Annotated in this window: 8 protein-coding genes; 5 read left to right on the top strand and 3 right to left on the bottom strand. The window is 69.4% G+C overall.

All coding sequences use genetic code 11. The features are described 5' to 3' along the window. From ABB22_RS17030 to ABB22_RS17020, 3 genes are all read right to left on the bottom strand, one after another. On the bottom strand, positions 1-762 hold a 762-nt coding region (locus ABB22_RS17030), incomplete at its 3' end, for a M56 family metallopeptidase (protein WP_244481359.1). Between the two features lie 3 nt (positions 763-765). Continuing rightward, positions 766-1152 (bottom strand): BlaI/MecI/CopY family transcriptional regulator, encoded by a 387-nt coding sequence (locus tag ABB22_RS17025; RefSeq protein ID WP_055765645.1) that lies wholly within the window; start codon positions 1150-1152, stop codon positions 766-768. Between the two features lie 117 nt (positions 1153-1269). Beyond that, complete coding sequence (locus ABB22_RS17020) at positions 1270-2385, bottom strand: saccharopine dehydrogenase family protein (protein ID WP_055765643.1); 1116 nt, start codon at positions 2383-2385, stop codon at positions 1270-1272. Between the two features lie 121 nt (positions 2386-2506). On the opposite strand from ABB22_RS17020, the gene ABB22_RS17015 reads away from it, so the two are divergent. From ABB22_RS17015 to ABB22_RS16995, 5 genes are all read left to right on the top strand, one after another. After that, a complete protein-coding gene (locus ABB22_RS17015; protein ID WP_055765641.1) occupies positions 2507-2827 on the top strand; it encodes a hypothetical protein in 321 nt (106 codons plus the stop codon). Positions 2828-2926: 99 nt separating this feature from the next. Then, a complete protein-coding gene (locus ABB22_RS17010; RefSeq protein WP_055765636.1) occupies positions 2927-3325 on the top strand; it encodes an I78 family peptidase inhibitor in 399 nt (132 codons plus the stop codon). A 223-nt stretch (positions 3326-3548) separates the two neighbouring features. Then, the gene (gene gltB, locus ABB22_RS17005) at positions 3549-8003 is read left to right on the top strand and encodes a glutamate synthase large subunit (RefSeq protein ID WP_055765633.1); all 4455 of its coding nucleotides are present in this window, start codon (positions 3549-3551) and stop codon (positions 8001-8003) included. A 131-nt stretch (positions 8004-8134) separates the two neighbouring features. Beyond that, positions 8135-9580, top strand: a complete 1446-nt coding sequence (locus ABB22_RS17000) for an FAD-dependent oxidoreductase (protein ID WP_055765630.1) — start codon at positions 8135-8137, stop codon at positions 9578-9580. Positions 9581-9863: 283 nt separating this feature from the next. After that, a partial coding sequence (locus tag ABB22_RS16995; RefSeq protein ID WP_057505426.1) for a methylglyoxal synthase occupies positions 9864-10660 on the top strand: 797 nt, incomplete at its 3' end.

Below are 10660 nucleotides of genomic sequence, written 5' to 3'. Positions count from 1 at the left end.
GGCGACGACGGCGGCATCGACCGCCGCTTCGCGGGCAATCGCGTACTCGCGCGCCGCCAGATGCACCAGCGGGTGGAAGAAGAACAGGTGCTGCGACAGTGCCGGCAGCAACCCCCACCACAGGTCGTGGCGCTGCAGGTGCACCAGTTCGTGGGTCAGGGCCATGTCCAGATCGTCGTCGCCCATGCGCCGCAGGTTGCGCGCCGGCAGCAGCAGCACCGGCCGCCACGGGCCCACCAGCTGCGGCGATTCGATGGCCGCGCTGAGCATCAGCCGCGGCGCGCGGCGCAGGCCGTGCGCTTCGGCCGCCAGCTGCAGCGCGGCATCCAGGCGATGGTCGTCGCAGGGAAGCGCCGTGCGCAGCAGCGCGCGGCTGGCGCGCCAGGCCGACGCGGTGCGCAGCGCCATCACCAGCACGCCGGCCAGCCACAGCGCCATCGCAACGTGCAGCCACGACCAGCCGCTTTCCAGCGGCAGCGGCGTCATCACCACCAGCGGGGCGGCAGCGGCCGGCGCGGCCACGGCAGCCTGCGGCACCATCTGCAGCGCTTCGGGCGCCGGCAGCACCGGCAGTTCCAGCGGCGAGGCCCACAGCAGGCCCAGCACCGCCTGCAATGCCACCAGCCACCACAACCCGCACTGGGTCGCGGCCGGCAGGCGCCGCACGCAGCGGCACAGCAGCCAGACCAGTGCGGTCAGCAGCACGGTCTGCACGCTGGTGGCGAGCAGGCGGTTGCCGAGCAGTTCGAGAACGGTATCCATGGCTCAGTCCTCCCGGCGCTGCGATTGCAGCCTGCTGACCAGCGCTTCCAGTTCGGCCAGCTCGTTGTCGCTGACCTCGGCCTTTTCCGACATCCACGCCACGAACGGCGAGATCGAGCCCTGCAGGGTCTTCTCGACGAAGCTGCCTACCGCGCTGTTCACCACGTCCTGCTGCTCGGCCGTGGACTGGTAGCGGTACACGCCCTCGTGCTGCTCGCGCTGCAGGTAGCCCTTGGTGCGCAGGCGTTCCATCATGGTCAGCACGGTGGAGCGGGCCAGCCCGCGCGCCTCGCCGAAGCCGGCGGCCACTTCACCGACACTGGCCGGCTCGTTCTCCCCGATGTACTGCAGCAGGGCCAGTTCCTGGTCCCCGATGGTCTTGCGGCGCATGGTCGACTCCGTGACTACATTTGTCGCCACGGTAGTGCGTGACTACAAATGTAGTCAATAGCCCGGAAGGCATGCCGACCTCGCCCAGGCTGAACGCTTCAGGTTCCGGTGCCGCCCTCAGGACACCTGGCTGTCGATCCGCCAGCGGGCGAATTCGTCCTCGAACGCGGCCAGGTCCAACAGGCCAAGGCACGCATGCGCGCCCACCGGCAGCGGTTCGCCGCGCGCCAGCCGCCGGGCCAGCAGCACCGCGGCGAAGGTGGGAATCTCCGGCCCATGCAGCATCGGCGCGGTGAGGTCCCAGTACACGCGGTGGGCGACGCCACCGCGCTGGCCGCGCAGAGTCACGCGCATGCCGCCCAGGTCGGTACCGAAACGATCGAACCAGCGCCCGGCATGGGCGAAGGCGCCGGCCAGCTTCGCCATCGGCAGCGGCAGGCCGTGGCGACGCAACCAGGCCATGCCGGCCAGGCAGCGCGACAGCAGCGGCAGTTCCAGCGCGGCGCGGAAGCGCACCGTCGACACGCCCGGATAGCGCTGCACCAGCAGGTCGTGGTCGGGCACGTCGCAGGGCGAGGCCAGGCGCGGCGCGATGCGTGCGAAGGTCACCGGCTGCGGATCTGCCCAGCCGATGGCGCGTTGCCAGCGTCCGTCGATCCAGCATTCGAACGGCTGCCCGCAGTACGACAGCACCGCGCGCACCGTGGCCATGCCCAGCGGCGTGGCCTGCGCCGGCGCGATCACGATGTCGATGGACTGCAGCAGGTCGAAACGGCCGCGCAGCGCATCGACCACCGCACTGGACAGCGCCGGCAGCGTGCTGGCGCCGCTGATCGCGCTGCGCCCGTACCGGCGCGCGACCGCATCCAGCCGCGCGGGGAAGTCGCGCACGAAATCGCGGCCGTCGGCCAGGTCGATGTAATGCATGCCGGCCTGCAGGCAGGCGTGCGCGACCTCGTAGCCCTGGCCCTGGAACGGACCGGCGGCGTGGATGACCAGATCGGCCTGGGTCTCGCGCAGGTCGCGGGCGAAGTCCGGATCGTCCACGTCCAGGCGCCGGCACTGGACCCGCGCCATGTCCACGCCGGGCAGGTTCGCCGCCGCCCGCTGCGGGTGGCGCCCGGCGGCGATGACGGCGATGCCCGGCGTGGCGGCCAGAGCACGCACGATGCGCGCGCCGAAATGTCCGTAACCGCCCAGCACCACAATCCTGCAGCCTTCCTGTCGCGACATCGATCCACTCCGTGCGCCGATCACGCATTATCGGCGGTCATCGCCAACGTGGGCGCTTTCATCGTCCGCACACGGCCGCGGCGGCAGGCTCGGCGCGTCGCCCCTCGTCGTGGAGTCCCCCATGTACCGCAGCCCGATCCTTGCCGGTGCCGTCCTGATCGCCGCCACCGCATGCAGCAGCGCGCCGGTCGCCAGCGTCCAGCCCATCGACGGCGTCATCTCCGGCCAATGCCATACCGACAAGGTGATCGGTGCGGCCGGGCTGGCCGCTTCGCCGGGCACGATCGAGCGCGCGCGCGTGGACAGCGACAGCCTGCATGTGCAGACCGTCCGCGGCGATGCGCCGATGCCACTCACGCCGGCGAGCGCCACCTCCGGCGGCGACCGTCTCACCATCGAGGTCGGGCGCAACAACGGCATCACCGCGCTGCGCTGCGGCTGAAACCGCGCCGTCGCGCGCGGCCGGGATGACGCGCTGCGACGGTACACACCGGAAACCAGGCGATATGCTTGAGGCGTCTTTCAATGCACTGGAGTTCCGATGCGAATCCCGACGATGCCGCGCGCCCTGCGCCGCCCCGCCGCCCTGATCGCGGCCCTTTCGCTCGTGCTCGCGCTGGGCGCCTGCAAGGGCCCCACGCCGGAAGAGCAGGACCAGGCCCTGGACCAGGCCAAGCAGGCCGCCGATGCCGCCGCCACGCCGGACCAGGAGGTCGCCACCACGCCGCCGCCGGTGGGCACCTGCGACGCCAGCCAGGTCGAAGGTCTGGTCGGCCAGCCGTATAGCGAGGAACTGGCCGAGCAGGCCAGGCAGGATGCCGGTGCCGCCCAGGTGCGCATGCTCAAGCCCAACCAGCCCATCACCATGGAGTTCCTGGGCGAGCGCCTGAACATCGAAGTGGACGACAAGAACCTCGTCAGCGGCGTCCGCTGCGGCTGACGGAATCCTGCCCAAAGCCTTGCCCCGCAAGGCTTTGGTTGCTGCCGCAACCATGCATTGCGGCACCGCAACAACTGTGATCTAGTCGAGCGCATCCGGTGGCCTCAACGCTGCGCTCCAGTGACGGGCATGCCGTGCACGCGTCGGCAACACGGCCGTGCACGGTGTGACGCGATGGACGAGGGAGAGGTGTCGCCGCTCACCCGCGCACCACGAGGCACAGATGACCCTCCGCAACCGCCAGGGGCTCTACGACCCGCAAGACGAACGCGACGCCTGCGGCTTCGGCATGGTCGCGCAGCTGGACGACCAGCCCTCCCGCCTCCTCGTCGATACCGCCATCGCCGCCCTGTCGCGCATGACCCACCGTGGCGGCGTCGCCGCCGACGGCCTCACCGGCGACGGCTGCGGCCTGCTGCTGCGGCGACCCACCGTGTTCCTGCGCCGGCTGGCCGAAGAGGCCGGGCTCCGCATCGGTCCCAACTTCGCCGCCGGCGTGGTGTTCCTGCCCCACGACGCCGATGCCGCGCAGCGCTGCCGCGACGAACTCGATGCGCGGCTGCGCGAGGCCGGCTGCCAGCCGCGCGGCTGGCGCGTGGTACCCACCGACGCCAGCGTCTGCGGCGAACTGGCGCGCGCCACCCTGCCGCGGATCGAGCAGGTGTTCGTCGATGCCGACCCCAGCCAGGACGCCGCGCAGTTCGCGCTGGCGCTGTTCCTGGCGCGGCGCCGCAGCGAACAGGCGCTGCGCGAGACGGCCGACTACTACGTCACCACCCTCAGCGCCGAGGCCATCAGCTACAAGGGCATGGTGCTGCCGGACAAGCTGGGCACCTTCTATCCCGACCTGCAGCGCCACGACCTGGCCTCCAGCGTGGTGGTGTTCCACCAGCGCTTCTCCACCAACACGATGCCGCGCTGGCCGCTGGCGCATCCGTTCCGGCTGCTCGCCCACAACGGCGAGATCAACACCATCGAAGGCAACCGCCACTGGGCGCAGGCGCGCAGCAAGGTGTGGAAGACGCCGAGGTTCGACATCGCCGAGTTCGACCCGGTGATCTCGATGCACGGCTCGGACTCGCAGAGCATGGACAACATGCTCGAGCTGATGGTGGCCGGCGGCATGGAGCTGATCCAGGCGCTGCGCATCCTGGTGCCGCCGGCGACGCAGTCGCTGGAGTTCAAGGATGCCGACCTGGCCGCGTTCTACGAGTTCCATGGCCTGAACAGCGAGCCGTGGGACGGCCCGGCCGGCATCGTCGCCTGCGACGGCCGCTATGCCGCCTGCACCCTGGACCGCAATGGCCTGCGCCCGGCGCGCTGGATGCTGACCTCCGACCGCCACTTCCTGGTCGCCTCCGAGGCCGGCGTGTGGGAAGTGCCCACCGAGCGCGTCGTGCAGAAGGGCAAGCTCGGCCCGGGGCAGATGATGGCCATCGACCTCAGGCGCGGCGACCTGCTCGATTCGGACGCCATCGACCGCATCAACCGCGCGCGCGCGCCATACAAGCAGTGGCTGCACCAGGGCGTGACCTGGCTGCAGACCGAACTGATCGACCCTTCGCTGGCCGAAGAACCCTTCGACGAAGCGACGCTGCGCAGCTACCACAAGCTGTTCCAGCTCACCTCCGAGGAAGTGGAGCAGGTGCTGCGGCCGCTGGCCGAGACCGGGCAGGAGGCCACCGGCTCGATGGGCGATGACACGCCCATCGCCGTGCTCAGCCGCCAGACCCGGCCGTTGTACGACTACTTCCGGCAGGCGTTCGCGCAGGTCACCAACCCGCCGATCGACCCGCTGCGCGAAGAGTGCGCGATGTCGCTGACCACCCAGCTCGGCAAGGAAACCAACATCTTCCACGCCGGCCCGGAGACGGTGAACCACGTCATCCTCAATTCGCCGGTGCTGAGCCAGCGCAAGCTGCGCCAGCTGCTGAAGATGGAGCAGTACGTCGAGCGCAACCGCCTGATCGATCTGTCCTACAGCGTCGAGGAAGGCCTGAAGGCCGGCATCGAGCGCATCTGCGCGCAGTGCGAGCAGGCCGCGCGCGAGGGCGTGGTGATGCTGTTGCTGTCCGATCGCTATCCCGTCCCCGAGCGGCCGATGGTGCATGCGCTGCTGGCCACCAGCGCGGTGCATCACCACCTGTCGAAGTCGGGGCTGCGCTGCGACGTCAATCTGATCATCGAGACCGGCACCGCACGCGACGCGCACCACATGGCCTGCCTGCTCGGCTTCGGCGCCACCGCGGTGTATCCCTACCTGGCCTACCAGACGCTGTTCGACATGGGCCGGCGCGGCATCCTGCTGCTGAAGAAGGGCGGCGAGGTCTCGCAGATCGGCCGCAGTTACCGCAAGGGCATCTACAAGGGCCTGAGCAAGATCATCTCCAAGATGGGCATCTGCACCGTGGCCAGTTATCGCGGCGCGCAGCTGTTCGAGATCATCGGCCTGGACCCGGACGTGGTGCGGCTGTGCTTCCCCGACGCCACCGCGCGCATCGGCGGCGTCGGCCTGCCGCGCCTGGATACCGAAGCGCGCGAACTCGCCGCGCGCGCGTGGAACGAGCTGGCTCCGGCCGAGGTCGGTGGCCTGCTCAAGTACGTGCACGACGGCGAGTACCACATGTACAACCCGGACGTGGTGCTGACCCTGCAGCGCGCCGCGCGCACCGGCAAGGCCGAGGACTGGCGCGCGTACAGGGACGCGGTGCATTCGCGGCCGGTGTCGGCGCTGCGCGACCTGCTGCAGCTCAGGCCGGCTGCCACGCCGGTGCCGCTGGACGAGGTGGAACCCGCCGAAGCGCTGTTCCGCCGTTTCGACACCGCCGCCATCTCGCTCGGCGCGCTATCGCCGGAAGCGCATGAAGCGCTGGCGATTGCGATGAACCGCCTCGGCGGCCGTTCCAACTCCGGCGAAGGTGGCGAAGATCCCGCCCGCTACGGCACCGAGAAGCGTTCCAAGATCAAGCAGGTCGCGTCCGGCCGCTTCGGCGTCACCGCCGAATACCTGGTCAACGCCGAAGTGCTGCAGATCAAGGTCGCGCAGGGCGCCAAGCCCGGCGAGGGCGGCCAGCTGCCCGGCCACAAGGTCAACGAACTGATCGCGCGGCTGCGCTACGCCAAACCGGGCATCGGCCTGATCTCGCCGCCTCCGCACCACGACATCTATTCCATCGAGGACCTGGCGCAGCTGATCCATGATCTGAAGCAGGTCAATCCGGATGCGCTGGTCTCGGTGAAGCTGGTGTCGCATGCCGGCGTCGGCACGATTGCCGCCGGCGTGGTCAAGGCCGGCGCCGACCTGATCACTGTCTCCGGCCATGACGGCGGTACCGGCGCTTCGCCGATCAGCTCGATCCGCTACGCCGGCGTGCCGTGGGAACTGGGCGTGGCCGAGTCGCACCAGGCGCTGGTCGGCAACGACCTGCGCGGCCGCACCCTCCTGCAGACCGACGGTGGTTTGAAGACCGGCCTGGACGTGGTCAAGGCGGCACTGCTGGGCGCGGACAGCTTCGGCTTCGGCACCGGCCCGATGATCGTGCTGGGCTGCAAGTACCTGCGCATCTGCCATCTCAACAACTGCGCCACAGGCGTGGCCACCCAGGACGAACGCCTGCGCGAAGGCTATTTCACCGGCCTGCCCGAGCGCGTGGAGAACTTCTTCCGGCTGCTGGCCGAGGAAGTGCGCGAATGGCTGTCCTATCTCGGGGCGCGTTCGCTGGACGAGATCGTCGGCCGCACCGACCTGCTGGAGCAGCTGGATGTCTCGCCGCGCGAAGGCGTCAAGGTCGACCTGTCGCGGCTGCTCGCGCCGGCGCAGTACGAAGGCTCGCACTGCGCCGCGCAGCGCCTGTACCAGTCGCCGGACAGCCTGGTGACGCAGATGGACGACCTGCTGGCCGACGCCATCGCGCACAAGCGCGGCGGCGAGCACCGCTTCCTGATCCACAACACCGACCGCTCGGTGGGCACGCGCCTGGCCGGCACCATCGCCCGCGCGCATGGCAACCACGGCATGGACGACGCACCGCTGAGCCTGCGTTTCCGCGGCACCGCCGGGCAGAGCTTCGGTGCGTTCAACGTCGGCGGCCTGAACCTGGAAGTGGAAGGCGAAGCCAACGACTACGTCGGCAAGGGCATGGCCGGCGGTCGGCTGGTGGTGCGGCCGCCGCGCGGCGCGCGCTTCGAGGCGCGCAACACCGCCATCGTCGGCAACACCTGCCTGTACGGCGCCACCGGCGGCGAGCTGTTCGCCGCCGGCCGCGCCGGCGAACGCTTCGGCGTGCGCAACTCCGGCGCGCTGGCGGTGATCGAGGGCGCCGGCGACCACTGCTGCGAGTACATGACCGACGGCATCGTCGCCGTGCTCGGCAAGGTCGGCCTGAACTTCGGCGCCGGCTTCACCGGTGGCCTGGCCTACGTGCTGGATATCGACCGCGATTTCGTGGACCGCTACAACCACGAGCTGATCGACATCCACCGCATCTCGGCCGAAGGCTTCGAGAACTACCGCCAGCACCTGCACACCCTGGTCGGCCGCCACCGCGAGCTGACCGGCAGCATATGGGCGCAGCAGATCCTGGACGAGTTCCGCGACTACGTCGGCAAGTTCTGGCTGGTGAAACCCAAGGCCGCCAGCATCGAATCGCTGGCCGCCGCGCTGCGCAACGCCGCCTGACGCCGTACCAGATCCACGCAGGAGCGGCTTCAGCCGCGATGCATTCCCCGGCAGAGCCCTCGCGGCTGAAGCCGCTCCTGCGCGAAGCCAGACCAGGCATCCACACCCGGATGCCACAGCCGAGATTCCCCATGAGCCGCAAGCAAGCCTTCCAGTTCCTCGATCTGCCACGCACCATGCCGCAGCGCATTCCGGTGGAACTGCGCACCTCCGGTGACTGGGGCGAGCTGTACGGCAAGTTCGACAAGGCCGACGCGCAGTACCAGGCCGGCCGCTGCCTGGACTGCGGCAACCCGTACTGCAGCTGGAAGTGCCCGGTGCACAACGCCATCCCTCAATGGCTGCAGCTGGTGCAGGAAGACCGCATCCACGAAGCGGCGACGCTGTGCCATTCGACCAACCCGCTGCCGGAAGTCTGCGGCCGCGTCTGTCCGCAGGACCGCCTGTGCGAAGGCAGCTGCACGCTGGAAGAGTTCGGCGCGGTGACCATCGGTGCGGTGGAGAAGTACATCGTCGATACCGCACTGGCGACCGGCTGGAAGCCGGACCTGCACGCCGTGCAGCCCACCGGCAAGCGCGTGGCCATCGTCGGCGCCGGTCCTGCCGGGCTGGCCTGCGCGGATCGCCTCGCGCGCGCCGGCATCCAGGCGGTGGTCTTCGATCGCTACGAACGGATTGGCGGCCTGCTGCAGTTCGGCATTCCCAGCTTCAAGCTGGACAAGGGCGTCATCGATCGCCGCCGCGGGATCCTCGAAGGCATGGGCGTGGAATTCCGGCTGGGCGTGGAGATCGGCTGCGACATCACCATCGAGCAACTGCAGGCGGATTTTGACGCCGTATTCCTCGGCACCGGCGCCTACCGCTACACCGATGGCGGCCTGATCGGCCAGGACCTCAAGAATGTGCTGCCGGCGTTGCCGTTCCTGGTGCAGAACAGCCGCATCGTTGGCGGCGACGATCCGCATGGCCGCCCGATCGCCGGCTGGGAGGACCAGATCGCCCTGCCCGACCTCAACGGCAAGCGCGTGGTCGTGCTGGGCGGCGGCGACACCGGCATGGACTGCGTGCGCAGCGCGATCCGCCTGGGCGCGGCGCGCGTGACCTGCGCCTACCGCCGCGACGAAGCCAACATGCCCGGCTCCGCGCGCGAAGTGGCCAATGCCCGCGAGGAGGGCGTGCGTTTCCTGTTCAACCGCCAGCCGCTGGCCATCGAAGCCGGCGCCGACGACGAAGTGATCGGCGTGACCGTGGTGGAGACGCGGCTGGGCGAACCCGATGCCAACGGCCGACGCAACGCGGAACCGGTCGAAGGCAGCGAATCGCTGCTGGAAGCGGACGTGGTGATCATCGCCTTCGGTTTCTCGCCGACGCTGCCGGAGTGGCTGGCGTCACAGGGTGTCGAAGCGACGGGCAATGGCCGCATCATCGCCGGCGGCTCCGGACGCCTGCCGTACCAGACGCACAACGCCCGGCTGTTCGCTGGCGGCGACGCGGTGCGCGGTGCCGATCTGGTGGTCACGGCAGTGGCCGAAGGTCGCGACGCCGCAGGCAGCATCATCAAGCTGCTGCTGCACTGAGCCGTGCCTTCTGCGGCTGCGCCCTCAAATGCGACCTGCCTGCCACAGGCGCGATTGAAGATCCGGCTCCGCTGTAGCGAAACTGCTATGCGGCAAGCTCCTCTTCCTGGGGATGGAGCGGATCACGGCTTCACCCCGCTGAGACGCTCTTGCGCGGCCGCAGGAGTCGAGGCGCGACGGGTGTACGGCGAGTCGGATGCATGACTACGCATGTTCTGCTTCTCCAGGGCACCGTCATCTCCAACACTTAAACTCATGGCTCCCTAATTCCAGCGAGATACCCATGCGCATCGGCCTGGCCGCCAACCGCCTGCACCACGAACGTGCCGACGCCGCCCTGTTCCGCTGGCTGCGAGCCAGCGCCAATGGCATCCGCGAGCTGGGCGTCGAGCTGCACGCCGTCGGCCGTACCCATGACGCCATCGTCGCCGCCTTGCCGCCGGGCAGCCTGCCCGGCCTGAAGCGCTATCCGAATGGCCGCGAGGGCGGATTGATGAAACTGGTCGCCGAGATCGTCGGCATGGGCTCGCCGGAACGCACCCTCGATGGCGCGATCTACCTGATCGACCCGGTGGATCCGTCGTCGGTATTCCCCGAAGCCATCGCGTTGAAGCGGCAATGCGTCATCCACGGCAAACCCTTTATCTCCACGGTCGCCAGCGCCCGCGACTGGGTCGAGATGGAGCGCGTCCACGCCGGGCTTCCGGCCGATCCGGGTGCCGACGACCTGCATGACTTCGGCAGCCAGACGCTGGCGCTGATCGCACACGACGCCCGCAAGCCGCAGATGCTGGCCTTCGCCGCCGAGCATTTCGACGTGCTCTCGCAGTTCAGCCAGCGCATCGGCACCGGCACCACCGGTCAACGCCTCAACGAACTGGCCTGGAGCCGCGGCTGGCCCCGCGATCAGGAGTGGATCCACCGTTTCCAGAGCGGCCCGCTCGGTGGCGATGCGCAGATCGCCGACCGCGTACTGGAAGGGCGCTGCCAACGGGCGATCTTCTTCGAGGACCCCCACGTAGCGCGTCAGCACGAGGCGGACATTCAGCTGCTGGAGCGGGCGGTGACGACGGTGACGGA

It is taken from the genome of Stenotrophomonas nitritireducens (genome assembly GCF_001431425.1).
Classification (GTDB): Bacteria; Pseudomonadota; Gammaproteobacteria; order Xanthomonadales; family Xanthomonadaceae; genus Stenotrophomonas; species Stenotrophomonas nitritireducens.
Note: the sequence above shows the minus strand (reverse complement) of the source record. Positions and strands in the feature narration are given on the sequence as shown.

What these genes read in the sequence shown, in the direction of transcription:
- ABB22_RS17010 (WP_055765636.1), top strand. Translation starts at nt 2,927, where the DNA reads ATGCGAATCCCGACGATGCCGCGCGCCCTGCGCCGCCCCGCCGCCCTG.
- ABB22_RS17025 (WP_055765645.1), bottom strand. Translation starts at nt 1,152, where the DNA reads ATGCGCCGCAAGACCATCGGGGACCAGGAACTGGCCCTGCTGCAGTAC.
- gltB (WP_055765633.1), top strand. Translation starts at nt 3,549, where the DNA reads ATGACCCTCCGCAACCGCCAGGGGCTCTACGACCCGCAAGACGAACGC.
- ABB22_RS17015 (WP_055765641.1), top strand. Translation starts at nt 2,507, where the DNA reads ATGTACCGCAGCCCGATCCTTGCCGGTGCCGTCCTGATCGCCGCCACC.
- ABB22_RS17000 (WP_055765630.1), top strand. Translation starts at nt 8,135, where the DNA reads ATGAGCCGCAAGCAAGCCTTCCAGTTCCTCGATCTGCCACGCACCATG.
- ABB22_RS17020 (WP_055765643.1), bottom strand. Translation starts at nt 2,385, where the DNA reads ATGTCGCGACAGGAAGGCTGCAGGATTGTGGTGCTGGGCGGTTACGGA.